The 24,292-nt window shown below is 71.3% G+C and carries 25 protein-coding genes; 15 read left to right on the forward strand and 10 right to left on the reverse strand.

Translation table 11 applies throughout. The features are described 5' to 3' along the window. Positions 1-35: 35 nt before the first annotated feature. From dop to prcA, 4 genes are read left to right on the forward strand one after another with little or no spacing between them, the layout of a single operon-like run. Positions 36-1,553 (forward strand): depupylase/deamidase Dop, encoded by a 1,518-nt coding sequence (gene dop, locus ASG95_RS10870; RefSeq protein ID WP_056921018.1) that lies wholly within the window; start codon positions 36-38, stop codon positions 1,551-1,553. Positions 1,554-1,589: 36 nt separating this feature from the next. Continuing rightward, entirely contained in the window at positions 1,590-1,796 is a 207-nt protein-coding gene (locus tag ASG95_RS10875) for a ubiquitin-like protein Pup (protein WP_056914404.1), read from the forward strand. After that, complete coding sequence (prcB, locus tag ASG95_RS10880) at positions 1,793-2,620, forward strand: proteasome subunit beta (protein WP_056921017.1); 828 nt, start codon at positions 1,793-1,795, stop codon at positions 2,618-2,620. The genes ASG95_RS10875 and prcB overlap by 4 nt, the downstream gene beginning before the upstream one ends. After that, complete coding sequence (prcA, locus tag ASG95_RS10885; protein ID WP_057377464.1) at positions 2,617-3,471, forward strand: proteasome subunit alpha; 855 nt, start codon at positions 2,617-2,619, stop codon at positions 3,469-3,471. The genes prcB and prcA overlap by 4 nt, the downstream gene beginning before the upstream one ends. On the opposite strand, the gene ASG95_RS10890 is transcribed toward prcA, so the two are convergent. The 5 genes from ASG95_RS10890 to ASG95_RS10910 all read right to left on the reverse strand — a co-directional run bounded on the left by ASG95_RS10890 (position 3,460) and on the right by ASG95_RS10910 (position 8,679). After that, entirely contained in the window at positions 3,460-4,185 is a 726-nt protein-coding gene (locus ASG95_RS10890) for a dienelactone hydrolase family protein (RefSeq protein ID WP_057377465.1), read from the reverse strand. The genes prcA and ASG95_RS10890 overlap by 12 nt on opposite strands. A gap of 25 nt (positions 4,186-4,210) precedes the next feature. Continuing rightward, the gene (locus ASG95_RS10895; protein WP_056921014.1) at positions 4,211-4,846 is read right to left on the reverse strand and encodes a peroxiredoxin; all 636 of its coding nucleotides are present in this window, start codon (positions 4,844-4,846) and stop codon (positions 4,211-4,213) included. Between the two features lie 130 nt (positions 4,847-4,976). Beyond that, entirely contained in the window at positions 4,977-5,969 is a 993-nt protein-coding gene (locus ASG95_RS10900) for an oxidoreductase (RefSeq protein ID WP_057377466.1), read from the reverse strand. Between the two features lie 6 nt (positions 5,970-5,975). Then, a complete protein-coding gene (locus ASG95_RS10905) occupies positions 5,976-7,178 on the reverse strand; it encodes a hypothetical protein (RefSeq protein WP_057377467.1) in 1,203 nt (400 codons plus the stop codon). Continuing rightward, on the reverse strand, positions 7,171-8,679 hold the full coding sequence (locus ASG95_RS10910) for a hypothetical protein (RefSeq protein ID WP_057377468.1): 1,509 nt from the start codon (positions 8,677-8,679) through the stop codon (positions 7,171-7,173). The genes ASG95_RS10905 and ASG95_RS10910 overlap by 8 nt, the downstream gene beginning before the upstream one ends. 57 nt (positions 8,680-8,736) lie before the next feature. On the opposite strand from ASG95_RS10910, the gene pafA reads away from it, so the two are divergent. The 3 genes from pafA to ASG95_RS10925 all read left to right on the forward strand — a co-directional run bounded on the left by pafA (position 8,737) and on the right by ASG95_RS10925 (position 11,610). Continuing rightward, a complete protein-coding gene (gene pafA / locus ASG95_RS10915; protein ID WP_056921010.1) occupies positions 8,737-10,104 on the forward strand; it encodes a Pup--protein ligase in 1,368 nt (455 codons plus the stop codon). Positions 10,105-10,215: 111 nt separating this feature from the next. Then, on the forward strand, positions 10,216-11,163 hold the full coding sequence (locus ASG95_RS10920; RefSeq protein ID WP_057377469.1) for an FKBP-type peptidyl-prolyl cis-trans isomerase: 948 nt from the start codon (positions 10,216-10,218) through the stop codon (positions 11,161-11,163). 60 nt (positions 11,164-11,223) lie between these two features. Continuing rightward, positions 11,224-11,610 (forward strand): FKBP-type peptidyl-prolyl cis-trans isomerase, encoded by a 387-nt coding sequence (locus ASG95_RS10925; RefSeq protein WP_056921008.1) that lies wholly within the window; start codon positions 11,224-11,226, stop codon positions 11,608-11,610. A gap of 24 nt (positions 11,611-11,634) precedes the next feature. On the opposite strand, the gene ASG95_RS10930 is transcribed toward ASG95_RS10925, so the two are convergent. Continuing rightward, on the reverse strand, positions 11,635-12,756 hold the full coding sequence (locus ASG95_RS10930; RefSeq protein ID WP_200961987.1) for a DUF3866 family protein: 1,122 nt from the start codon (positions 12,754-12,756) through the stop codon (positions 11,635-11,637). Between the two features lie 55 nt (positions 12,757-12,811). On the opposite strand from ASG95_RS10930, the gene ASG95_RS10935 reads away from it, so the two are divergent. The 7 genes from ASG95_RS10935 to ASG95_RS10965 all read left to right on the forward strand — a co-directional run bounded on the left by ASG95_RS10935 (position 12,812) and on the right by ASG95_RS10965 (position 20,037). Then, positions 12,812-13,801, forward strand: a complete 990-nt coding sequence (locus ASG95_RS10935) for a YafY family protein (RefSeq protein WP_056921006.1) — start codon at positions 12,812-12,814, stop codon at positions 13,799-13,801. Then, on the forward strand, positions 13,798-14,781 hold the full coding sequence (locus ASG95_RS10940) for a YafY family protein (protein WP_235543740.1): 984 nt from the start codon (positions 13,798-13,800) through the stop codon (positions 14,779-14,781). Before ASG95_RS10935 ends, ASG95_RS10940 begins: the two co-directional genes overlap by 4 nt. A gap of 9 nt (positions 14,782-14,790) precedes the next feature. Further along, positions 14,791-15,102, forward strand: a complete 312-nt coding sequence (locus ASG95_RS10945) for a hypothetical protein (protein ID WP_057377471.1) — start codon at positions 14,791-14,793, stop codon at positions 15,100-15,102. 67 nt (positions 15,103-15,169) lie between these two features. Next, on the forward strand, positions 15,170-15,457 hold the full coding sequence (tatA, locus tag ASG95_RS10950; protein WP_056921004.1) for a Sec-independent protein translocase subunit TatA: 288 nt from the start codon (positions 15,170-15,172) through the stop codon (positions 15,455-15,457). A gap of 29 nt (positions 15,458-15,486) precedes the next feature. Continuing rightward, positions 15,487-16,293 (forward strand): twin-arginine translocase subunit TatC, encoded by an 807-nt coding sequence (tatC, locus tag ASG95_RS10955; protein ID WP_235543748.1) that lies wholly within the window; start codon positions 15,487-15,489, stop codon positions 16,291-16,293. Next, on the forward strand, positions 16,290-17,189 hold the full coding sequence (locus ASG95_RS10960) for a YegS/Rv2252/BmrU family lipid kinase (RefSeq protein WP_057377472.1): 900 nt from the start codon (positions 16,290-16,292) through the stop codon (positions 17,187-17,189). Before tatC ends, ASG95_RS10960 begins: the two co-directional genes overlap by 4 nt. Positions 17,190-17,199: 10 nt before the next feature. Continuing rightward, entirely contained in the window at positions 17,200-20,037 is a 2,838-nt protein-coding gene (locus tag ASG95_RS10965; RefSeq protein ID WP_057377473.1) for an RNA helicase, read from the forward strand. Between the two features lie 151 nt (positions 20,038-20,188). On the opposite strand, the gene ASG95_RS10970 is transcribed toward ASG95_RS10965, so the two are convergent. Next, positions 20,189-21,184, reverse strand: a complete 996-nt coding sequence (locus ASG95_RS10970) for a 5'-3' exonuclease (protein ID WP_057378861.1) — start codon at positions 21,182-21,184, stop codon at positions 20,189-20,191. 48 nt (positions 21,185-21,232) lie between these two features. On the opposite strand from ASG95_RS10970, the gene ASG95_RS10975 reads away from it, so the two are divergent. Then, positions 21,233-21,655, forward strand: coding sequence for an Lrp/AsnC family transcriptional regulator (locus ASG95_RS10975; RefSeq protein WP_056921001.1), 423 nt, complete (start codon positions 21,233-21,235; stop codon positions 21,653-21,655). A 4-nt stretch (positions 21,656-21,659) separates the two neighbouring features. On the opposite strand, the gene ybaK is transcribed toward ASG95_RS10975, so the two are convergent. The 3 genes from ybaK to ASG95_RS10990 form a co-directional block, all read right to left on the reverse strand. Further along, a complete protein-coding gene (gene ybaK, locus ASG95_RS10980; protein ID WP_235543757.1) occupies positions 21,660-22,133 on the reverse strand; it encodes a Cys-tRNA(Pro) deacylase in 474 nt (157 codons plus the stop codon). 2 nt (positions 22,134-22,135) lie between these two features. Continuing rightward, positions 22,136-22,747, reverse strand: coding sequence for a biotin transporter BioY (locus ASG95_RS10985; protein WP_057377475.1), 612 nt, complete (start codon positions 22,745-22,747; stop codon positions 22,136-22,138). A gap of 98 nt (positions 22,748-22,845) precedes the next feature. Next, positions 22,846-24,291, reverse strand: coding sequence for a KamA family radical SAM protein (locus ASG95_RS10990; protein WP_057377476.1), 1,446 nt, complete (start codon positions 24,289-24,291; stop codon positions 22,846-22,848). Position 24,292 lies beyond the last annotated feature (1 nt).

The following is a 24,292-nucleotide window of genomic DNA, read 5'->3' on the forward strand; positions in this document are numbered from 1 at the left end:
CTCACCTAGGGTGAGCCCATGAGCGCGGGAGTGGCATGACCGTCCGCAGGGTGATGGGCATCGAGACCGAGTACGGCATCTCCGTGCCGGGCGACCCCGCCGCCAACCCCATGATCCTGTCGGGACAGGTCGTCAACGCCTATGCCTCGGCGCAGGGCATCCGGGCCGCCCACGCCTCCTGGGACTACGCCGACGAGGCGCCCCTGCGCGACGCCCGCGGGTTCGAGATGGGCCGCAGCCTCGCCGACCCGAGCCAGCTGACCGATGAGGAGGACCCGACCCTCGCCAACGTCGTCCTCACCAACGGCGCCCGCCTCTATGTCGACCACGCGCACCCCGAGTACTCCTCTCCGGAGGTGACCTCGCCGCGCGCCGCCCTCGCCTTCGACCGGGCCGGTGAGGCGATCATGGCCGAGTCGGTCCGACGCCTCTCCCAGGTCCCGCCCGGGGTCAACCTCTACAAGAACAACACCGACGGCAAGGGCCAGTCCTACGGCACGCACGAGAACTACCTGATGCGCCGCGAGACGCCGTTCACCGACATCGTGCGCCACCTGGTGCCGTTCTTCGTCGCCCGGCAGGTCGTCACCGGGTCGGGCCGGGTGGGCATCGGGATGGACTCCCGCACCGCCGGCTACCAGCTGAGCCAGCGCAGCGACTTCTTCGAGGTCGAGGTGGGTCTCGAGACGACGCTCAAGCGCCCGATCATCAACACCCGCGACGAGCCGCACGCGGTGGCCGACCTCTACCGGCGGCTGCACGTCATCATCGGTGACGCCAACCACTGCGACGTCGCCAACCTGCTCAAGCTCGGCATGACGTCGTTGGTGCTGGCCATGATCGAGGACCGCGCCATCGACGTCGACCTGACCGTGGCCCGCCCGGTCGCCACGCTCCAGGCGGTCAGCCACGACCCCACCTGCCGCGCCCTGCTCGAGCTGCGGGACGGCACGAAGCTCACCGCGGTGCAGCTGTTGTGGCGCTACCACGGCCTGGCCGAGCGCTACCTGACGAGGCGGTATGCCGGTGAGCTCGACGACGACACGGCCGAGGTGATGCGCTGGTGGGCGGTCATCCTCGACCGGCTCGAGCGCGACCCGATGGAGGCGTCCCGCGAGCTGGACTGGGTGGCCAAGCAGCAGGTGATGCAGGGCTACATCGAGCGCGACGGGCTCGACTGGTCCGACTCGAGGCTGCGGGCGATCGACATCCAGTGGTCCGACGTGCGTCCCGACCGCGGCATCTTCCACAAGCTCCGGGCGGCCGGGCGGTTCGAGGAGCTGGTCACCGAGGAGACCGTCCTCGAGGCCGTCCACGAGCCACCCGCGGACACGAGGGCCTACTTCCGGGGCAAGTGCCTGGAGAAGTACCCCGACCAGATCGCGGCCGCGTCCTGGGACTCGGTCATCTTCGACATCCCCGGACAGCCGTCCCTGCAGCGCGTGCCGATGCTCGAACCGTTGCGCGGCACCAAGGCGACGGTCGGACCCCTGCTCGACCGCAGTCCGGACGCAGCCACGTTGTTGCGTGAGTTGGCGTCCGCATCGGGATAGGTTGAGGGCAAGCCCCGCGAGTGAGAGGTCCCACCAATGCCCAGCCAAGAGCAGAGCCGGCCACAACGTCGCGACGACGCCCCCGACGAGGCGCCCGAGCCCACTCCCGCGGCGCCGGAGGCCACGGCCCGCAAGGAGAACCTCGACTCCGACATCGACAGCGTCCTCGACGAGATCGACGGCGTGCTCGAGTCCAACGCGGAGGAGTTCGTCCGCGGCTTCGTCCAGAAGGGCGGCCAGTGACCACTGGAGCCGACGCGGGCAAGCTCCCCGCGGCATACCTCTCGGCTGGGTCGTCCTCGTTCACCGAGTTCGTCGGCGCCCACGCCCCCTCCCTGCTGCCGTCCCGGCGGGTGCTGCCCCCGGGCAGCATGCTCGAGGCGCCGCACGGCACGACGATCGTCACCGCGACCTTCACCGGCGGGGTGGTGATGGCCGGTGACCGCCGCGCCACGATGGGCAACATCATCGCCAACCGCGACATGGAGAAGGTCTTCGCGGGCGACGAGTACTCCGCCGTCGGGATCGCCGGCACCGCCGGGATCGCCATTGAGCTCGTCAAGCTGTTCCAGGTCGAGCTCGAGCACTACGAGAAGATCGAGGGCACGCTGCTTTCGTTGGAGGGCAAGGCGAACCGGCTCGCCTCGATGATCAGGTCGAACCTCGGGATGGCCATGCAGGGCCTGTCTGTCGTGCCGCTCTTCGCCGGCTACGACCTCGACCGCCAGCTCGGCCGGATCTTCTCCTACGACGTCACAGGCGGGTGCTACGAGGAGCACGACCACCACAGCGTCGGCTCCGGCTCGCTGTTCGCGCGGGGTGCGCTCAAGAAGGTCTGGCGTCCCGGCCTGACCGCCGACGAGGTCGTCAGCGTCGTCGTGGAGGCCCTCTACGACGCGGCCGACGACGACTCCGCCACCGGCGGCCCCGACGTGGGACGCCGGATCTGGCCCACCGTCGCCGTGGTCGGCGTCGACGGCGTGCGCTTCGTGTCCGACGACGAGCTGCGCGAGGTGGTCGAGGCCGTCATCGCCGCACGGCAGGGCAACCCGGGAGGTGCGCGATGACGAGCATGCCGTTCTACGTCTCGCCCGAGCAGCTCATGAAGGACCGGGCCGACTACGCCCGCAAGGGAATTGCCCGCGGCCGCTCCGTGGTGGTGCTCGGCTACGACAAGGGCATCGCCTTCGTCGCCGAGAACCCCTCGCGGGCGCTGCACAAGGTCTCCGAGATCTACGACCGCATCGCGTTCGCGGCAGTCGGCAAGTACAACGAGTTCGAGAACCTCCGGGTCGCGGGTGTCCGGTATGCCGACCTGCGCGGCTACTCCTACGACCGCACCGACGTGACCGCGCGCGGGCTGGCCAACGCCTACGCCCAGACGCTCGGGACCGTCTTCACGCAGGAGTCCAAGCCCTACGAGGTCGAGATCGTCGTCGCCGAGGTCGGCTTCACGGCCGATGAGGACCAGATCTACCGCCTCACCTATGACGGCTCGGTGGCCGACGAGCTGGGCTTCGTGGCGATGGGCGGGGCCGCCGAGACGATCGAGACCGGGCTGAAGGACCGCTGGAGCCCGGGGCTCAGCCTCGGCGACGCGCTCAGCCTCGCGGTGGGGTTGCTGGGTCAGGACCCGGCCGCCCCCGCCGGGAGTCCTCCGCGCACGCTCACGGCTGCCCAGCTCGAGGTGGCCGTGCTCGACCGCGAACGCCCGCGCCGGACCTTCCGCCGGATCGGCGGCGGCCTGCTCGACGCGCTGCTCAGCACCGACGACCCGACCAGCGACGCCCCCGCCGAGGACGACCCGACCCCGGGTCGGCACGACACCCTCACCGGCGAGGGGTCGCCCCGCGACGAGGCGAGCAACCCGCAGACCCAGCGTCCGGAGCAGGGTCCGGCGAGCGGCTCAGACGGGTAGCTTCTCGGCCAGCCAGGCCGTGGTGGCCGCCCAGGCCTCCTGCGACGCGCCGTCGTGGTGGAACACCGGCGACGGGTTGTCGAACGCGTGGCCGGCACCGGGGTAGGTCAGGAACGTCACGTCGTCGTTGCCGGCCGTGACCGCGGCCTCGATCTCGCGCACCGTGCCCGCCGGGATGTAGTCGTCGTCGAGCCCGAAGTGGTGCAGGCTGGGCGCGCTCACCTGCGGGGCGAGGCCGAGCAGGTCGGGCAGCGCCGAGCCGTAGTAGCTCACCAGCGCGTCGGGGCCGGCTCCCGCGGCGCCGGTGACCGCCGCGACGTTGAAGGCCAGCCCGCCGCCGAAGCAGAACCCGAGCACGCCGACCGGCCCGTCGACCGACGGGAGGTCCTGCAGCGCGTCGAGGGCGGCGGCACCGTCGCCGACGGCGGCGTCCCAGTCGAGCTGGCCGACCAGCTCCACCGCGCGGGGGAGCCCATCGGCGGCCTCGCTGACCACCTCGTCACCGATCCGCCAGTAGAGGTGCGGCACCAGCACGACGTATCCGAGGTCGGCGAGGTCCTGGGCCCGGCTGCGGATGTAGTCGGTGACGCCGAAGATCTCCTGGAAGAGCACGACGCCGGGGCCCGTGCCGGCCTCGGGCAGGTAGAGGTCCGCGGGGACCTCACCGTCGGTGACGGAGACGGGGTGGCTGGCGAAGGCGCTGGCTGGGGTCATGCCCCCAACGTAGGCCGCGCGGCGGTCAGGCGCTCGGGGCGTCGGCGAAGCGCAGGTACGGCTTGACCACCTCGACGCCCTTGAACCGGGCCTGGGCGTCCTCGGTGGTGACGGTCGGGGCGACGATGATCCGCTCGCCGGCCTTCCAGTCGGCCGGGGTCGAGAACGGGCCGGAGTCGTTGACCTGCAACGCGTCCAGGGCCCGCAGGATCTCGTCGAAGTTGCGGCCGGCGCTCTTGGGGTAGGTCAGGGACAGGCGCACCTTGCCGGCCGGGTCGATGAGGAAGACCGAGCGGACGGGCGACGTGTCGCCGGCGCCGGGGTGGATCATGTCGTAGAGCTCCGCGACCTCGCGGTCCTTGTCGGCGACGATCGGGTAGGTCACGGCGGCGCCGGACACCTCCTCGATGTCGGACTTCCACGCGGTGTGGTCCTCGAGCGCGTCCACGGAGACGGCGAGCACCTTGGTGTTGCGCGCGGCCCACTCGTCCTTGAGCTGCGCGACCCGCCCGAGCTCGGTGGTGCAGACCGGCGTGAAGTCGGCGGGGTGGCTGAACAGCACGGCCCAGCCGTCGCCCTTCCAGTCGTGGAAGGTCAGCTCGCCCTCAGTCGTCTGGGCGGTGAAGTCGGGGGCGTCGTCGCCCAGTCGCAGGGTGGCCATGACGGTCCTCTCGAAGGTAACGCGATGTTTGTCGTGACCAAACATGCCGTTATCTGCCCGAGGAGTGGATGACCTGTCCGGATGTTGGTACGTCGGTAGCCTCGGCGATGCCGCCGGGTGTGGCGCCGACCTAGCTCCGGGCGGCGGCGATCAGCGCGAGCTCGTCGGAGGGGGACAGGCCGGCCTTGCGGGCCCGGCCCGGCCCGGCCGACACCTCCCACGTGAGGGTGTCGGCCAGGGTCTGCTCGAGCGGTCTGGCGACGAGCCCGAGGGCCTCGGCCGCGGCGGTGCTGCGGGCCATGAACCCGGCGTACTCCGGCAGCGGCAGCCACAGCGGGAGGCTGCGCTCGCCGGACCACGGGGCGACCTCGTGGGCAGCCAGCCAGTCCTGGTCGACGGGCACGACCGGCCCGCTGTGGCCGGCGACCGACCGGGCCGCCGCGAGGTGGTCGGCCAAGGGGATCGTCGGACCGCTCGCGTTGACCACCCCACCGGCCCGGGAGAGGCCGGCCGAGACCAGCCACTGCGCGAGGTCCCGCACGTCGAGCACCTGGGTCAGCAGGGGACTGTCGGGCACGAGCACCGCGTCGTCAGGGCTGGCCGGGTGGGCAAAGCGCAGCGTCCAGTAGCCGGTGCGGTCGGTGTGGTCGCCGGGCCCGGCGATCAGCCCGGAGCGAGCCACCAGGGCACGGTCGCCCACGGCGTCGAGGACGAGACGCTCACCCGCCACCTTGCGGGCGCCGTAGGTCTCCCAGCCCTCGTCGTCGGCCTCGTGGGCGGGCAGCAGCTCTGCGGTCTCGTCCGCGCCCGGGACCTCTCCGGCGGCGTAGACCGAGGCGGAGGAGACGAAGACCCAGGACGCGGCGCGATCGCCCACCGCCTCCAGCGCCCCGGCCACGTGGCTCGGCTGACGGGCGACGTCGATGACGACGTCCCAGTCCCGGTCGCGCACCGCGTCGTAGGCGCCGGGTGCACCGCGGTCCGCGCGGACCACCTCGACGTCGTCCGGGGGTGCACCGGACTGGCCCCGGGCCAGGATCGTGACCTCCTGGCCCAGCGCCACGCCGGCGGCAGCGACCGCACGGCCGAGCCAGGCCGTCCCGCCGAGGACGAGCAGCGACACGGGGACTCAGGCCCGCGTGCCGGCCTTCTCGTCGACCTCGGCCTCGTCGTCCTCGTCGTCCTCGTCCTCGAGCTCGTCGTCGTCCGCGTCGTCCGCGTCGTCCGCGTCGTCCGCGTCGTCCGCGTCGTCCGCGTCGTCCGCGACGTCCGCGTCGTCCGCGACGTCGTCGAGGTCGTCGGAGGTGGCTCCGTCGACCGGGACCGCCTCGTCCTCGACGTCGGAGTCGGTGTCGGTCTCCTCGACCGGCTCCGCTACCGCAGCCGGCTCGGCCGGGGCGTCGTCGTGGTCGTCGAGGCCGTCGACCATCGCGGCACCACCGAGGGTGGCAAGCATCTGCCGGACGTTGCTCAGCTGCGCGGTGATGCTGTCACGGCGCTGCGTCGCCGCGGACAGCTCACGCTCGGAGTCGCGGCGGATCCGCTCGGCCTGCTCGCGCGCGGCGGTGACCAGCTGCTCGGCCTCTGCCTTGGCGGCCTCGAGCGCGCGCTGGGCCTCGGCGTGCGCCTCCGCGTGGGCCCGCTCGCTGTCGGCCGACAGCGTGGAGGCGCGCTCCTGCGCCTGGGTGAGGGCGTCCTCGTGGGCGGCCATCTGCGCGGAGAACTCGGCGGCGGCCTTGTCGCGTCGCTGACCGAGGGTGGCCTCGAAGTCGGCAGCAGCCGAGGCGGCCCGGGCCCGCTGGTGCTCGTAGAAGGCCTCGGCCTCCTCGCGGCGGGCGGAGGCCTCACGGTCGGCGTCGTCGAGGATCGCGTCAGCCTGCTGCTTGGCCTTCTCGACGACCTGGGTCGCCTGGGCGTCGGCCTTGGTGCGGACGTCCTCGGCGTAGCGGTCGGCCTCCGCGCGGAGCCGGTCGGCCTCCAGCGTGGTGGTGCCCTTCAGGGTCTCGGCGTCGGCTCGCGCGTTGGACCTGATCTCGTCGGCCTCCTCGTCGGCGAGGCCGAGGATGGTGCCGATCCGCTCGCCGAGGTTGGCGTAGGTGGGGGCGGCGGCCTTGCTCTGCTCCTCGCGCAGGCTGGCGAGCGCCTGGGCGGTGCCGGTCTGCTCGTCCTGGGCCCGGGCCAGCGCGGCGCGCAGCTCGCTCACCTCGACAGTGCGTTCAGCTGCCTCCTGGCGCGCCTGCTCGAGGGCACCCGCGTGCTCCGCACGCCACTGGTCGACCTGCGCCGGGTCGTAGCCGCGCAGGACGCTGCGGAAGGAGGTCGTGTCACTCATGGTCGTTCCGTTCTTCATGGGGGATGGGGTCGGGGGCGTCGGGGGTGTCGGGGGTGTCGTCGGTCGGGGTCACGGCCGCCTTGTCGGGCACGGCGAGCGCGTTGATCACGCCCGAGAGGTGGCCCAGCTGGGTGGTGATGTCCTCGCGACGCGAGGCGAGGGCGGCCACCTCGGACCGGGCGCGTTCGAGCATGGCACGCGCCTCGTCGCGGACCCGGTCGGCATCCGCACGGGCCTGGGCGGTCGTGGTGACCAGCTCCTCGCGGGCCTGGCGGTGCGACTCGTGGGTCTCGCGCTGGAGGCGTTCGATCTCCTGGGCGGTCCGCTCCCGCACCAGACGCGCAGCCTTCTCGGCTTCCTCGAGCCGCCGGGCGGCGCGTTCGTCCGCTGCCCGCTCGGTCTCGGCAGCGGTCCAGCGCACCCGCTCGGCCTCGGCTGCCGCGGCGGCGGTGGTGCGCTCGGCCTGGGCCTGCGCGGCGGCCATCACGGCCTCGGCCTGGGCCCTCAGCCGGTCGGACTCCAGTCGGGCCGACTCGCGGTCCGAGCGGGCCCGGTGCGCCGTCTGGGCGAGCGCGGTCTGGATCAGCTGGCGGCGCGAGCGCACCCTGGCCGACAGCTCCCGGTGGGTCTCCTTGCGCATCCGGCGGACCTCGGCGTCACCCTCGTCGAGGATGCGGCGCACGGTGTCCTGGCCCCACTTCAGGTGCTCCTCGGCCTGCGTCATGATCTCGCCGGCTTCGGCGTGGGCCCGGTCGATGCGCTCCTGGGCATCGGTCCGCGCCTGCTCCAGCAGGGCTGCCGCCTTCGCGGCCGTCTCCTGCTCGTGGATCGCGGCCGCACCGATCATCCGCTCGGCCTCGATCTGCGCCTCCTCGCGGTGCTTGGCAGCCGCGGCGGTGGCTTCCTCCAGCAGGGCGGCCCGTGCGGCCTGCTCCTGCTCGTCGCGCTCGGCGAAATGGAGGTCCATCTTCTCGACACCGGCACGGAAGTCGGCGTCGCGCTCGGCCTCGTGCGCGGCATACCTGGCCATCGCGGCGTCGTAGTCGCTCTGGGCGCTGGCACGCAGGGACTCGGCCCGGGCGCTCGCCTCGTCGACCAGGGCGGTTGCCTCGGCGCGCGCGGCGGTGACCGCCTCCTCGCTCGTGCGGCTCGCCGACTCGTTGAGCATCGAGGCCTGCTCGGCGGCGTCGGAGACGAGCGACTCCGCCTCACGGGTCGCCTCCTCCAGTGCGCGCCCGGCCTGCTCGCGATCGCGCACCGCGTCGGCGTGCTGGCGCTGGGCGTCGTCGAGCAGCGTCTGGACCTCCTCCCGGATGCGGGAGGCGTCCGCACGCGCCGAGGCCAGGACCTGGTCGGTCTCGGCGCGCATGGCGTCGGCGTAGGCCTGTGCGCGTTCGAGGATGGACTGGGTGTGCCGCGTCAGGTCGCCCACCTGGGTGGTGGTCGAGCCTGGGCTACGGCTTCCCCCGTCCGCTGCGTGGGCGTCGGGCATGCCGCCCATGATTCCACGGTGCGTCAACCTCGCGGACCAAAGGCACGTAAAGCCTAGAGTGTGAGCATGGACCGGCGGATCTTCGGGATCGAGAACGAGTACGGCATCACGTGCACGTTCGAGGGGCAGCGACGGCTGACCCCCGACGAGGTGGCCCGCTACCTCTTCCGCAAGGTGGTCTCGTGGGGCCGCTCGTCCAACGTGTTCCTCTCCAACGGCAGCCGGCTCTACCTCGATGTCGGCTCCCACCCCGAGTACGCCACGCCTGAGTGCGACCACGTCCGCCAGCTCGTGGTCCACGACAAGGCGGGGGAGCGGATCATCGAGGGCCTCGTGGCCGATGCCCAGGAGCGCCTCGCCGAGGAGGGCATCGAGGGCGAGATCTACGTCTTCAAGAACAACACCGACTCGGCCGGCAACTCCTACGGCTGCCACGAGAACTTCCTGGTGGGCCGCGCGGGGGAGTTCCAGCAGCTGTCCGACGTGCTCATCCCCTTCCTGGTCAGCCGCCAGATCACCTGCGGCGCGGGCAAGGTCGTCACCACCTCCAAGGGCGCCACCTACTGCGTGAGCCAGCGGGCCGACCACATCTGGGAGGGCGTCTCGTCCGCGACCACCCGCAGCCGCCCGATCATCAACACCCGCGACGAGCCCCACGCGGATGCCGAGCGCTACCGGCGCCTGCACGTGATCGTCGGCGACTCGAACATGAGCGAGACGACCACGATGCTCAAGGTCGGGTCGGCCGACCTCGTGCTCCGGATGATCGAGGCCGGCATGGTCGTGCGCGACCTGACGCTGGAGAACCCGATCCGGGCGATCCGCGAGATGAGCCACGACATGACCGGCCGCAAGACGGTCCGGCTCAGCAACGGGCGCGAGCTGTCCGCGCTGCAGATCCAGTCGGAGTACCTCGAGCGCGCCCAGGCCTTCGCCGACCGCGAGGGTCTCGAGGACCCGATCCACAAGCAGGTCCTCGACCTGTGGGAGCGCACCATCCACGCGGTCGACACCGGCGACCTGTCGCTGGTCGACACCGAGATCGACTGGGTCATCAAGCACAAGCTGATCACCGGCTACATGGCCAAGCACGACCTGCCGATGGAGCACGCCCGGATCGCCCAGCTCGACCTCGCGTACCACGACGTCAACCGCGAGCGCGGGGTGTTCTACCTGCTCCAGAAGCACGGGCGGGCGGCCCGCATCACCACCGACCCCGAGGTGTTCGAGGCCAAGACGGTGCCGCCGCAGACCACCCGGGCCAAGCTGCGCGGTGACTTCATCAAGGCCGCCCAGGAGCACCGTCGTGACTTCACCGTCGACTGGGTGCACCTCAAGCTCAACGACCAGGCGCAGCGCACGGTGCTGTGCAAGGACCCGTTCGCCGCCGTGGACGCCCGCGTGGACCGCCTCATCGAGGGCATGCGCGGCTGAGTCGCCGGATCGGTATGCCGCGTGGCCGCGATACCGGGACGAATCGGGCTTTGCCAGCCGTGAAGGTTATGGTGGGCGCTGGTTCCCCACCCCCAGCGAAGGTCCTTCACCGTGCATCTGCGACGTTTTCCTGCCCTCACTGCCGCCGCTCTGGCGGCAGCCCTGGCGCTCACCGGCTGCGGTGACACCAAGGAGACCAAGGGCTCCGCGCTCGACAAGATCACCGTGACCGGGGGCAGCGACACCACCGCCCCGACCGTGACGGTCAACCCCAAGCCGCTCACCGTGACCGAGACGACGACCAAGGTCGTCAAGGCCGGCACCGGCGCGACGGTCACGGGTGACGAGATCGTCAGCCTCAAGTACGTCCTGGTCAACGGCAAGGACTCCTCGGTCCTCGACAGCAACTTCGGCAAGCAGAACCTCGGCCTGAACCTCGGCGCCAGCGACCTGCTCCCCGGACTCAAGAAGGGCCTGCTGAACCAGAAGATCGGCTCGCGCGTGCTGGTGGCCATGCCGCCCAAGGACGCCTTCGGCACCCAGGGCAACGCCGAGATCAAGGTCGCCGGCACCGACACGGTCGTGTTCCTCATGGACGTGCTGGGGGCGACCAAGCCGCTGGCCTCGGCCGAGGGCAAGGAGGTCGCGCCGGCCAAGGGCCTGCCCGCAGTGAAGGTGGAGACCGGCAAGGCCGCCACCATCACCATCCCCAAGGGCGCCAAGCCGCCGACCAAGACCGTCGGCCAGGCCCTGATCGAGGGCGCCGGCGCCAAGGTCGAGGCCGGGCAGACCATCCGGGTCACCTACACCGGTGCGCTCTGGAAGGACGGGTCGATCTTCGACTCCTCCGCCAACAGCCCCGACAAGTACTTCGAGACCGTGATCGGCAAGCAGCAGGTCATCAAGGCCTGGGACGCCCAGCTGGTCGGCAGGACCGTCGGCAGCCGGGTCCTCATGGTGGTCCCGCCGGCCGACGGCTACGGCGCCGCCGGCAGCCCCCCGAAGATCAAGGGCACGGACACCCTGGTGTTCGTCGTCGACATCCTCGCGGCCTACTGACCCGCTCCAGCGCCACCCCTCACACCCCATTCCGACCACCCCCCTGCGAAGGAGCACCCCATGGGTTTCGACCCCAACACCACCAAGCCCGAGATCGACTTCCCCGGCGACGCGGCCCCCGCGGAGCTGGTCATCGAGGACCTCACCGAGGGTGACGGCCAGGAGGCCGGAGCCGGTGACACCATCTCGGCGCACTACGTCGGTGTCGCCCACTCCACCGGCGAGGAGTTCGACGCCTCGTGGAACCGCGGTGCGCCCCTCGACTTCCGGCTCGGCGTCGGCCAGGTCATCCGCGGCTGGGACGACGGCATCGTCGGCATGAAGGTCGGCGGCCGCCGCAAGCTGGTCATCCCCCCGCACCTGGGCTACGGGGACCGTGGCGCCGGTGGCGCGATCAAGCCGGGCGAGACCCTGATCTTCGTGGTCGACCTCGTGGACGTGCGCTGAGCACTAGCAGCACGACCTGAGCGGTCAGCTCTCCAGCAGCCGGGCGGCATACCGCCCGGCTGCTGCGCTGTAGAGGAAGGCCGCGTGGTCCTCGTCGAGGGAGCGACCCATGGTCGACAGCTGGACCGGCACGGCCCGCAGGGCGGCGTCGAGCCCGTCGCTGTCGACCTCGCGCACCCGCAGCGCCCCCTGGGCGCTGCGCACCATGGCGTGTGCCTGCTCGGCGACCAGCAGCCCGAACTCCGACCGGTCCGTGGGCAGCGGGACGTCCGCTGACACCAGGCAGATCCGGCCGTAGGCGGTGGTGCTGTGGTGGGAGATCCCGCGGTGCCGCTCACGCGCGTCGGCGTCCGACACCCGCAGCGCCGCGACGCCTCGACCACCGAGCGTGCCGACCGCGTTGAGCGCCTCGCCGGCGGCGACCCCGGTGTAGCCCCAGGCGGTGCCGGTGCCGACGTTGCCCGGCCCCTGGATGACGATGGCGATGTCTGCTGCGAGGACGTGTCGGGCGGCCAGCAGACCGGAGTGCAGGGTGACCGCCTCGTGCTGGCCGCCGTAGGCCTGCCCCACGGTGACGGTGCCGGCCAGCCAGCCCTGTTCGGCGAGGGTGGCGACATTGCGCGAGAACGCCAGGGGCAGGGCGCCACCGTCCGTCATGAGGTAGACCACCCGCGCCTGCGGTCGGTCGAGCCGGATCCCGGCGAGCACCGCGGGCAGGGCGGAGTGCAGGTCGGCCACGACGACCGGCATGCCCTGCAGGTCGCCGGAGGCGGCCAGCGGTCCGGTCATGACGTCGTGGTGGGGGCTGTCCTGCTCGTCCACGGCCATGAACATCTGCTGCTGCGGCGTGTACCGCGCCTTGACGATGTGCCCCTCGGGTGTCTCGGGGTCGGCCGGCAGCCGGTCGGGCGCGGCCACGATGAAGGCCAGCCCACCGGTGCCGAGACCTCGGAGCAGGGCGGACGCGTTGAGCAGCACCCGGTCACCGACCTGCGGCTCACCGACGAGGGCGGTGTAGGCGAGCGCCCGGACCAGCTCGGCTCCGTCACGGTCGTCAGGGTCAGCACTGCCCAGCCGTACGGCATACTCCACGGCGCCCGGCCACCGGCCCCGCACCTGCTCGACCGTTCCCTCGCGCCACTGCATCACGACACGCAGACTAGCCACGAGGGGCGGGTCCCACTCGGGTAGCGTCGGGCGGGTGAGTTCCCCCACCGGGCCGGCGGCCAAGACCGAGCGCCTGCTCAACCTCGTGCTCTGCCTGCTCTACACCCGCCGCCCGCTGCCCAAGTCGCGGATCCGTGCCGTCGTCCCGCAGTACGGCGACGCCACGAGCGACGAGGCCTTCGACCGGATGTTCGAGCGCGACAAGGACGAGCTCCGCGAGCTCGGCATCCCACTCGTCACCGAGGACATCGGCGGGGCGTGGGACGACGAGGTGGGCTACCGGATCGACCAGCGCGAGTACGCCCTCCCGGACATCTCCTTCGAGGCCGACGAGCTGGCCGTGCTGGGCCTGGCCAGCCGCACCTGGGCGCACGCCTCACTCGCCGGTCCCGCGGCGCAGGCGCTGCGCAAGCTCAAGGCGGCCGGCATCGAGCGCGACGGTGACTCGCTGATCGGCATCGAGCCGCGGCTCGGCACCAGCGAGCCGGCCTTCGAGCCGGTCAAGAACGCCGTCGTCGGGCAGCGCACGATCTCCTTCGGCTACCGCACGGGTGGCGAGGGCGAGGTGATGACCCGCGTCGTGCAGCCCTGGGGCCTCGCGTCGTGGCACGGTCGCTGGTACCTCACGGGTTTCGACCTGGACCGGGATGCGGCGCGGGTCTTCCGGCTGTCACGCATCGACGGCGACGTCACCGAGGTCAAGAACGCGGAGCCGTATGCCGTGCCCGCCGACCACCGCGCGCAGGAGATGATCAGCACCACAGTGGGGGAGCAGCGGACCCGTGATGCGGTCGTCCGGGTCCGGGCCGACCGGGGCAACACCCTGCGTCGCCGGGCCACGAGCACGACCGACCTGGGGGAGTGGAGCGAGCTGGTGGTGCCCTTCGGCGACGACGACGCGCTGGCCGACGAGGTGTGCGGCTACGGCGCCGATGTCGTCGTCACGTCTCCGCCGGAGGTGCGCGAGCTGGTGGTCCAGCGACTGCGCGGGGCGCTGGCTGCGCACTCGGGCGGTGCGGCGTGACTCCGCCGCCCAAGAAGGCCAGGACCGTCCAGGAGACGGCCACCGACCGGCTGGCCCGGCTCCTGACCATGGTGCCGTGGCTGGTCGCCCGACAGGGGATCGACCTCGACCAGGCCGCCGCCGAGCTCGGCATCACGGTCGAGCAGCTCGAGACCGACCTGCGCCTGCTCTACCTCTGTGGCTACGGGCAGATGCCCGACGAGCTGATCGACGCCCAGTGGGAGAGCGGCCGGGTCTTCGTGACCAACGCCGACACCATCGCGCGGCCGTTGCGGCTCGGTCGCGACGAGGCCCTGACCCTCATGGTCGGGCTGCGGGCGCTGGCCTCCGTGCCCGGCCTGGGGGAGCGGGACGCCATCGAGCGGGCGATGGCCAAGCTGGAGCAGGCCACCGGGGCGAGCGCCGCGGCCGCGGCCCGGGTCGAGGTCGCGATCAGCGAGGGGGTCGAGGCAGGCCTGCTGTCCGACGCCCGCCGCGCCGTCGAGGGCCACCGCCGGGTGCACCTGCGCTATCTGGTGCCAAGCCGTGACGAGGCCACGGAGCGCGACGTCGACCCCATGCGCGTGGTCAACCTCGACTCCCGGTGGTACCTCGAGGGCTGGTGCCACCTGGCCCAGGACACCCGCACCTTCCGGATGGACCGGATCGCCCGCCTCGACGTGCTGGACGAGGACGGCACGCCACCGCCGGATGCGCAGCTGCGGGACCTCGACCTCGGTGCCTTCACCCCGCGCCCCGACGACACCCCCGTCACACTGCGCCTGCAGCCGGGGGCCACCTGGGTCAGCGACTACTACCCGGTCGACTCGGTGCAGACCGACCCTGACGGGTCGCAGACCGTCACCCTGCGCACGGCCGACACGCTCTGGCTGCGCCGGCTGGTCTGGCGGCTCGGGGGCCGCGGGACCGTCCTCGCACCGGCCGAGGTGGCGGCCTCGGTGCGCGAGGGTGCACAGGAGGCCCTGCAGGCCTACGAGTAGGGTCGTCCCGTGTGGTGGTGGATCCTGATCTGGGCGCTGCTGGTGCTGATCGCGCTGGCCTACCTGGCGACCCGCGCCTGGGGCGTCTGGGGCCAGTTCAAGGAGCTCACGGCCGAGGTCAGCCGCTCGTCCCGGACGGTCGCCGCGCTGCAGGCCGAGACCGACCGCCTCGGTGAGCGACCGCCGCCGCCCCAGCCCGACATCTTCGGTGACCCCCGTCAGCTCCGCCGGGAACGCGACGCCACCCGCGCCTCGTTGAAGCAGCAGCGGCGCGCCCGACTGGCCGCGCGGCGTCCCAGCTGGGCCCGACACCTAGACTGACTGCAGTGCCGCACCCACGGCACGATCGACATCATGGTCACCTGGTGACCGAGAGGAAATGAGTACCATGCGCGGACTGTTCGAGGGCTGGCACCTCATCATCTTGCTCGTCCTCCTGGTCGTGCTCTTCGGCTTCAAGCGCCTTCCGGATGCCGCGCGCTCCATCGGTCGGTCGATGCGCATCTTCAAGTCCGAGGTCGACGAGATGAAGAACGACGGCAAGTCGGCGGCGAGCGCTGACACCGTCAAGGGCGAGACCGTCAAGGACGCCGGCGCGAGCCCCGGCACCGAGGGCACCAACCCGATCCGCGAGGACAACACCCCGCGCACGGACAACAGCTCCGGCGCCTCCTAGAGTCGCCAGCTCCTTTCCCACCCACGACCATGGCCTTCCGGCGTGCCCGCAACCCTGAGGGGCGGATGTCCCTCGGTGACCACCTGCGCGAGCTGCGCCGACGGTTCCTGATCTCCGCGATCACCCTCCTCGCGGGTGCGGTGCTCGGCTGGATCTTCTACGAGCGGGTCTACGACCAGCTGGCGGCACCGTTCAACGAGTACAAGGACCAGAACCCCACGAGCGTCATCAGCCTGAACTTCGGCAACGCCACGGCGGCGTTCTCGCAGCAGGTCAGCCTGTCGATCTTCGTCGGGGTGCTGCTCTCCAGCCCGGTGTGGCTGTACCAGCTGTGGGCGTTCATCGTGCCGGGCCTCACGAAGAAGGAGCGGCGGGTCTCGCTGGCGTTCATCGCGGCCACCGTCCCGCTGTTCCTGGCCGGCTGCGCCCTGGCGTACTACGTGCTGCCCAAGGTGCTGGAGGTGCTCTACGGCTTCACGCCGGCGGGCGCGTCGAACATCCAGCAGGTCAGCGACTACTTCTCGTTCGTCACCCGGTTCATCCTGGCCTTCGGCTGCGCCTTCCTGATGCCGGTCTTCCTGGTGGCGCTCAACGCCATCGGCATCCTGCCCGCCTCGGCGATGATCAAGGCCTGGCGCCCGGCGATCTTCGGGATCTTCGTGATCTCGGCCATCGCCACGCCGACTCCCGACGCGTTCACGATGTTCCTGCTCGCCGTCCCGCTGTGCATCCTCTACGTCGCGGCCATCCTCGTCAGCAAGCTCATCGAGCGGGGGCGGCGCAAGAACCGTCCCGCCTGGGTCGAGGTGCCCGACGACGAGGCATCGTCGTTGTGAGCAAGCGGGTCGGGCTCGTCGTGAATCCCACGTCGGGCAAGAACCGCGGCATGTCGCTCGGCATCGAGGTGGCCCAGCGGATGCGGGCGGCCGGGCACGACGTCGTCGACCTCTCCGACGAGACGTATGCCGCCGCCCGCGACCGCGCGCTCGGCGCCATCGCGCAGGGCCTGGACGTGCTGGCGGTGGTGGGTGGTGACGGCATGGTGCACCTCGGGGTCGACCTCGCCGCGGAGACCGGGACGACGCTGGCCATCATCGCCGCCGGCACCGGGAACGACGTCGCCCGCGGCCTGGGCCTGCCGGTCCACGACCCGGTGCGGGCGGCCGACCTGGTGACCACCGGCGTGCCCCGCACCATCGACGCAGTGCAGCACGTCGACGCCCACGGGGTCCGGCACTGGTACGTCGGGGTGCTCGGCGCCGGCTTCGACTCGCTCGTCAACGAGCGCGCCAACACCTGGCCGTGGCCCAAGGGGCAGCTGCGCTACAACCTCGCCATCCTGCGCGAGCTCCCGCTGTTCAAGGCGATTCCCTACGTCGTGACCGTCGACGGGATCCGGCACGAGACCAAGGCGATGCTCGTCGTGGTCGGCAACGGGCCCAGCTACGGGGGAGGCATGCACGTGCTCCCGGACGCGCAGTTCGACGACGGACTGCTCGACGTGCTCCTGCTCCACGAGATCAGCACGGTGGAGTTCCTCAAGGTCTTCCCCAAGGTGTTCAAGGGTGCCCACGTGGGTCACCCGGCCGTCGAGATCATCCGTGGACGGTCGGTCACGCTCGAGGCCGCGGGCATCGTGGCCTACGCCGACGGGGAGCGGTTCGCCCCGCTGCCGCTGACCGTCGAGGTGGTCCCCGGCGCGGTGACGGTGCTGGCGCCTGCCGCACCGTAGGCTCGGGAGCATGTCGACGCCCGCTGAGCGATTCGCCGCAAGCGCCAGCCGCGCGGCATACGAGAAGTCGCAGCTGGCTGCCTTCGCGGCCACGGTCGGGTTCCCCCTCGACGACTTCCAGGTGCAGGCCTGCCAGGCCGTGGAGGCCAGTCGGGGTGTCCTCGTCGCGGCTCCGACCGGTGCGGGCAAGACCATCGTCGGTGAGTTCGCGGTGCACCTGGCCCTGGCCAGCGGCCGCAAGGCGTTCTACACCACCCCGATCAAGGCGCTCTCGAACCAGAAGTACAACGACCTCGTGCGCCGCCACGGCGCGAAGAACGTCGGGCTGCTCACCGGTGACTCCTCGATCAACGGTGAGGCACCCGTCGTCGTGATGACGACCGAGGTGCTCCGCAACATGATGTATGCCGGGTCGTCCACCCTGCACGGGCTCGGCTTCGTGGTGATGGACGAGGTGCACTACCTCGCCGACCGGTTCCGCGGCGCGGTGTGGGAAGAGGTCATCATCCACCTCCCGCAGGACGTGCAGGTCGTGTCGCTGTCGGCCACGGTCAGCAACGCGGAGGAGTTCGGGGCGTGGCTTTCCGAGGTGCGCGGCGGCGTCGACATCATCGTCTCCGAGCACCGGCCGGTGCCGCTGTGGCAGCACATGATGGTCTCGCAGTCGATGTACGACCTGTTCGTCGACGAGGCGTCCGCTCCCGTTACCGGCATCGACGCGACGCGGGTGAACCCCGAGCTGCTGCAGGCGATCCGCCAGTCGGAACAGCGCGGCCGGTGGGACGAGGGCGCCCGCTACGGCTCGCACTCCGACCGGCACAGCCGCGGTGGCCGGGGCAAGGGTCCGCGTGGGCCGGGCGGTGGTCACGGCGGCCGGGGCATGGCCCGCACCTCTGGGGGGCGTCCCGGCGGGGGAGCGACCCGCTCGGAGGTCGTCCAGCGGCTCGAGCGCGAAGGGCTCCTGCCCGCCATCACCTTCATCTTCAGCCGGGTCGGCTGCGAGGCGGCCGTGGGTCAGCTGTTGCGCGACGGCCTCCGGCTGATCCCCGAGGCCGAGGGCGACAAGATCCGGCGCACCGTCGAGGAGCGGGTCTCGTCGCTGGCCGACGAGGACCTCGATGTGCTCGGCTACTGGGACTTCGTCGACGGCCTGACCCGGGGGTTCGCCGCCCACCACGCCGGCATGCTGCCGACCTTCCGTGAGATCGTCGAGGAGCTGTTCACGGCCGGGCGGATCCGCGCGGTGTTCGCGACCGAGACCCTGGCCCTCGGCATCAACATGCCGGCGCGCACCGTGGTCATCGAGAAGCTCGTGAAGTTCAACGGCGAGACCCACGCCGACATCACCCCCGCCGAGTACACCCAGCTGACCGGTCGGGCCGGCCGTCGCGGGATCGACATCGAGGGCCACGCCCTCGTGCAGTGGAACCGCGGAATGGACCCGCTCGCCGTCGCCGGCCTTGCCTCGACGCGCACCTACCCCCTCCGCTCGTCGTTCCGCCCGACCTACAACATGGCGGTCAACCTCGTGGCCCAGGTGGGCCGCGAGACGTCCCGCGAGATCCTCGAGACGTCGTTCGCCCAGTTCCAGGCCGACCGGGCCGTCGTCGGCATGGCCCGCGCCGTGCGCAAGAACGAGGAGGGCCTCGAGGGGTACGCCGAGGGGATGGCGTGCCACCTCGGCGACTTCGCGGAGTATGCCGCGCTGCGCCACGAGATCGCGCGGCTCGAGAAGGACGGGGCGCGAGAGCGGTCGGCCAGCCGGCGCGCCGAGGCCGCGGTCTCGCTCGAGACGTTGCGGATCGGTGACGTCATCAAGATCCCGTCGGGTCGTCGCGCCGGCTACGCGGTAGTCGTGCAGCCGTCCAAGTCCTACCGGGGCGAGACGCCCGCGCCGACCGTGGTCACCGAGGACAAGCAGCTGCTCAAGCTGACCCTCGTCGACGTCCCCACCCCGGTCGAGGCGATCGGGCACGTCAAGGTGCCGCCGCACTTCAACGCCAAGAGCCCCAAGGCCCGGCGTGACCTCGCCACGTCGTTGCGCATCGCGGTGCCCCACGACCCACCGCCGTCCCGCTCACGCGGCTCCGCGGCATACGCGGGCAGCGCCGAGGACGGACGCATCGCCGAGCTGCGCCGCCAGCTCAAGGCACACCCGTGCCACCAGTGCCCCGACCGCGAGGACCACGCTCGCTGGGCCGAGCGGTGGTGGCGGCTCAAGCGCGAGACCGTCGGGCTCCAGCGCAAGGTGGAGGGTCGGACCAACTCGGTCGCCAGGACCTTCGACCGGATCTGCACGCTGCTCGGCGAGATGGGCTACCTGTCCGACAGCGGTGACCTCGTCACGCCCCAGGGCGAGAACCTGCGCCGGCTCTACACCGAGAAGGACCTGCTCGCCGCCGAGTGCCTGCGGCTGGGGGTCTGGAAACGGCTCGACCCGGCCGGACTCGCCTCGGTCGTGTCGGCCCTCATCCACGAGCCCCGCCGGGACGAGACCGACCCGTCGCCGCGGATGCCCAACGAGGACGTGGCCGAGGCGGTCCGGGAGATGAACCGGCTCTGGTCGGTGCTCGAGGACCGGGAGCGCGAGCTGGGCCTGCCGCTCACCGGCGACCCCGATGCCGGGATGGCCTGGATGATGCACCGCTGGGCGAGTGGGCGCCAGCTCGAGGAGGTGCTGCGGGGGTCCGACATGGCGGCCGGCGACTTCGTGCGGCGGTGCAAGCAGGTGGTGGACCTGCTCGGCCAGATCGGTGACGCGGCGCCCGAGCCGACGCTGCGCGCCACGTCGCGCAAGGCCATCGACGCCGTGATGCGTGGCGTGGTCGCCGCCGACCGCCTCGACTGAGGGCACCAGCCAAGCTGTTTTCGGCCAATGGGCCGACTTCCTCGCTCTGGCGCGCGCCCCAGGCCAGATTGTCGGGCAATTGGCCGACTTCCTGAGGGATTGGCCCTCTGCCGCACGGGATCTCGGGCAATTGGCCGATTTCCTCGCCCCGCTACTCGATGCGAAGGGCGGAGAGCACGCGGTTGAACGAGCTAGTCACGCCAAACTCACTGGCGATCTTGCTCATCAGCGCGGCGTCGGCCACCTCGCGCGGCAGCGCCATGTCCACCTCGTCGACTGGCGCATCGCGGGTCACCCTGACCACCGTGGGGGCCACGTCGAGGTACGCCGCTGCCGCCTCGAGGTTGACCCGCCGGGCTCCCTTGATCGCCGGAGCCCCACCGTCCACCGCCGCGCGGAGGCCCGCAAGCGAGCCGTACTCGGCGATGAGCTGGGCCGCCGTCTTGTCGCCGATTCCCTTGACTCCGGGAAGGCCGTCGCTGGTGTCGCCGCGGAGGACCGACATGTCCAGGTAGGCGTCACCAGTGTCCACCGCATACTTCGCGCGCAGGTAGTCCTGGGTGGCGAGGTCGGGCTCACGCACCCCGCCCTTCCCGGTGTAGAGGACGCGCACGCGTCGGGCGTCGTCGACGAGCTGCAGGAGGTCGCGATCCCCAGTGACGATGTCGACCTCCATGGTGCCGCCCCAGCGGGTGGCCAGCGTGCCGATCACGTCGTCGGCCTCGAAGCCGTCCGCCCCCAACCGGGCGATCCCCAGCGCTGCCAGCGCATCGACGATGACCGGCACCTGGGGGGCCAGGTCGTCCGGGACCTCTTCGGCCACGGTGTCGTCCGAAGCCGGGTGGGCCTGGTCCGGTACGTCGCTCGGCACAGGCGCGGGCGGCTCCTGGGTCACCCGGTGTGCCTTGTAGCTGGGCAGCAGGTCAACCCGCCACTGCGGCCGCCAGTCGTTGTCCCAGCACGCCACGAGGTGCGTCGGCTGGTGGGTGGTGACCAGCGAGGCGATCATGTCGAGGAAGCCGCGGATCGCGTTGGTAGGGGGCTGCGAGGTGTCGCTGCGCTGGTCGGGCACGCCGAAGAACGCCCGGAAGTAGAGGGAGGCGCTGTCGAGCAGCATGAGACGGCCAGTGCCGGCGGGCGAGGTCATGGCGGACATGCTCCCACCTGACGGCCGCGACCTCAGTAGGGTGTGGGCGTGGAAGACCTCGATCGACGCATCGTCGACCTGCTTCGCGCAGACGGCCGGATGAGCTACACCGACCTGGGCAAGGCCATGGGCTTGTCCACGTCGGCAGTGCACCAGCGGGTCCGCCGCCTCGAGGAGCGGGGCGTCGTCAAGGGGTATGCCGCGCTCGTGGACTTCACCGCCCTCGACCTGCCGCTCACGGCCTTCATCTCCATCTCGCCGCTGGATCCCGCTGCGCCTGACGACATCCCGGACCGGCTGCGCGACATCACCGAGCTCGAGGCCTGCCACTCCGTGGCGGGTGAGGAGAACTACATCCTCAAGGCCAGGGTGCACACGCCGGGAGACCTCGAGACCTTGCTGGCCAGGATCCGGGCTGCTGCCAACGTGGCGACGCGCACCACCGTGGTGCTCTCAACGCCCTGGGAGTAGACCCTCAGCGGGCGATCGACGCCACCGTGGCCTTCGTCGCGGCCACCAGGTCGCCCGGTGCCAACGAGATGTCCAGGCCACGGCGCCCACCCGAGACGTAGACCCGCTCGAAACCCAGGGCCGACTCGTCCACGACGGTCGGCAGTGCCTTGCGCTGGCCGATGGGGGAGATGCCACCGACGACGTAGCCGGTGGAGCGCTCGGCATCGGCGGGCTGCGCCATCGTCACCTTCTTCAGGCCGAGGGCCGCAGCGACCGCCTTGAGGTCGAGCTGCCGGTCGACGGGCACTACACCGACGGCCAGTCCCGAGTCCCCCACGACGAGGAGCGTCTTGAAGACCTGGGCCGGCGGCACCGACAATGCCGCGGCGGCCTCCAGGCCATAGGAGGCCGCCGCGGGATCGTGGTCGTAGGGGTGCAGCTCGAAGGCCAGCCCGAGTCGGGTCAGGGCCGTCGTGGCAGGAGTGCCTGAGGCCAACCTCAGCGCTTCTCGACGCGCTTGACCAGCGACCAGGCGGCCGGGAGCAGACCGGCTGCCGCCGCGATCTTGATGGCGTCACCGATGAGGAACGGGGTCATGCCCGCCTTGAGTCCGGCCGACAGGTCCATGCCGGTGGCGTTCATCAGCCAGGACACCCCGACCGAGTAGATGATGAGGTTGCCCACGGCCATGGTGACGACCGTCTTGGCGACCGTCCGGTCACCGCCACGCTGGGCGAGCCAGCCCACGAGCGTCGCCGCGATGACGTAGCCGATGATGTAACCGAAGGTGACGCCGCCCCAGCCGTCCCGGTGACCGGCGAACCAGTTCACCCCGAGCCCGCCGGCCACGAGGTAGGTGCCGACACTCAGCAGGGCCCGCAGGCCACCGAGCGAGGCACCAGTCAGGAGGACGGCGAACGTGCCGAGCGTCAGGGGCACGGGCGTGCCGGGCAGGGGGATGCTCCACTGGGAGAGCAGCCCGATGAAACCGGCTCCTGCGGCGACGAGGGCGAGGTCGCGGACCCGGGCACCGACCGAGGCCGGGACACCGGCGACGGCAGGGACGTAGTCGGCGAGGACGCGCTTGTGGGGGAGGGCGATAGCAGTCACGGGAGCAACCTAGCGAAAGCCGACCACGCGGCACACGCAGGTCCCACGTCGGCCACGTCACACCGTCCGCGGCACCAGCTCGGACCAGCGCCACCGGCTCAGACCAGCGACGCCTCGCGGCTGGCGGCGGCCCGCTCGACGGCCACGGCGTGGGCGGCCTCGTGGTCGCCCTCCTCGCGCCACCACTGCTGACCGGCCTCCGGGAGGGTGTAGATCGGGTCGTAGTAGACGTAGTCGCGGGACAGCGCGTCGGTGTCCGCACCCTCGATCGAGGTGCGGTAGTTCTTGCGCCAGAACGACATGCCGCGCTCGGTGTCGTAGCTGTCGACCTGGTGCACCCAGCGCTTGCCGACGAAGGGCACGTCGCAGACGATGCGCGGAGTGGCGAAGCCCGGCAGGTAGCCCATCATCGAGTGCTGCAGGTGCTGCGCCTCGGCGAGCGAGAGCCGCCAGTGCTCGGAGAACGGGATCATGTCGCACATGTAGAAGTAGTACGGGGTGATCATCGCGTCGTCCTGGAGCGCGAAGCAGAGGTCGAGCAGCTGCTCGGTGGTGTCGTTGACCCCGCGCATGAGGACGCCCTGGTTGCGCACGTCGCGGACGCCGGCCTCGAGCATCGCCTTGCTGGCGTCGGCCACGAGCGGCGTCACGGACTGGGCGTTGTTGACGTGGGTGTGGATCGCGATGGAGACACCACGCGAGCGCGCCTTGGCGGAGACCCGGGCAACACCCTCGACGACGTCGGGCTGGAGCCAGTGCTGCGGCAGACCCATCAGCGCCTTCGTGGCGAGCCGGATGTCGCGGATGTTGTCGACGTCGAGCAGCTTGTCGAGGAAGCCCTCGAGGTTCTTCCACGGCATATTGGCCACGTCGCCGCCGGACACCACGACGTCGCGCACCTGGGGGGTGCGCTGCAGGTAGTCGAGCATCGCGGCATATCGGTCGACCGGCTTGCCGGTCAGCTTGAGCTTGTCGATGACCGCGGTGGAGTTGCCGACCAGGTCCATCCGGGTGCAGTGGCCGCAGTACTGCGGGCAGGTCGGCAGCATCTCCGCCAGCACCTTGGTCGGGTAGCGGTGGGTGAGGCCCTCGACGGCCCACATGTCGTGCTCGTGCAGGCTGTCGCGGGTGGCGTGCGGGTGCGAGGGCCAGTCGGTGCGACGGTCGGAGAACACCGGGAGCATGTAGCGCCGGATCGGGTCGGCGTAGAACGCCCGGGTGAACTCGGCGCCCGCGGCGGGCATCGTGCCGTCGGCCCAGGTCAGCTCGCTGACCATGGTGTTCATCATCTGCGGCGGGACGAGCATCGACATCGTGGCCCGCTCGGCCTGGTCGCGCTCGAGGTCGGCGTAGAAGGTGTCGGTGAGCAGGTCGCCCATGAGCTCGCGCAGCTGCTTGATGTTCTTGACGCAGTGCGCCCGCTGCCACTGGGCGCTGGCCCAGTCGGTGGCGGTCACGGCGCGCCAGCCGGGGAAGCGGGTCCAGTCGGGCTCGACCAGCTCGCGGTGCCGGTAGACGTAGGGCTGCTCGATCGCGGTGCTCATA

The sequence above is a fragment of the Phycicoccus sp. Soil803 genome, assembly GCF_001429685.1.
Classification (GTDB): domain Bacteria; phylum Actinomycetota; class Actinomycetes; order Actinomycetales; family Dermatophilaceae; genus Pedococcus.